This is a genomic window from Massilia mucilaginosa (genome assembly GCF_011682145.1).
GTDB classification, from domain to species: domain Bacteria; phylum Pseudomonadota; class Gammaproteobacteria; order Burkholderiales; family Burkholderiaceae_D; genus Telluria_A; species Telluria_A mucilaginosa.
This window is the reverse complement of record NZ_WHJH01000333.1, coordinates 1-295: the sequence shown is the minus strand read 5'-3', so window position 1 is coordinate 295 and position 295 is coordinate 1. Positions and strand designations below refer to the sequence as shown.

The window sequence follows — 295 nt, the reverse complement described above, 5'->3', positions numbered from 1 at the left end:
GACCGCCAGCGCGGCGCCGAAGGCGAGCGCCTGCGCACCATCGAGAGCGCGCGCCAGCAGCGCGAAGCCGAAGCGCAACTGCAAGGGCAACGCGACGCCAGCAATCGCCAGCAAGCCGAACGCCAGCAGCGCGAGGCCAACAACCGCCAGCTCGCCGACCGGCTGCAGCGCGACGCCGACCAGGAACGCCTGCGCCAGCTGGAACGGCAACAGCAGGCCGACCGCCAGCAGCAAGCCGAGCGCCAGCAGCGCGACGGCGAGAACGCGCGCCGCCAGCAGGCCGAGCGTCAGCAGC

The 295-nt window shown here is 73.6% G+C and carries 1 protein-coding gene; it reads right to left on the bottom strand.

Annotated elements, in window-relative coordinates:
• A partial coding sequence (locus tag F2P45_RS35080) for a hypothetical protein (RefSeq protein ID WP_223164948.1) occupies nt 1–295 on the bottom strand: 295 nt, incomplete at both ends.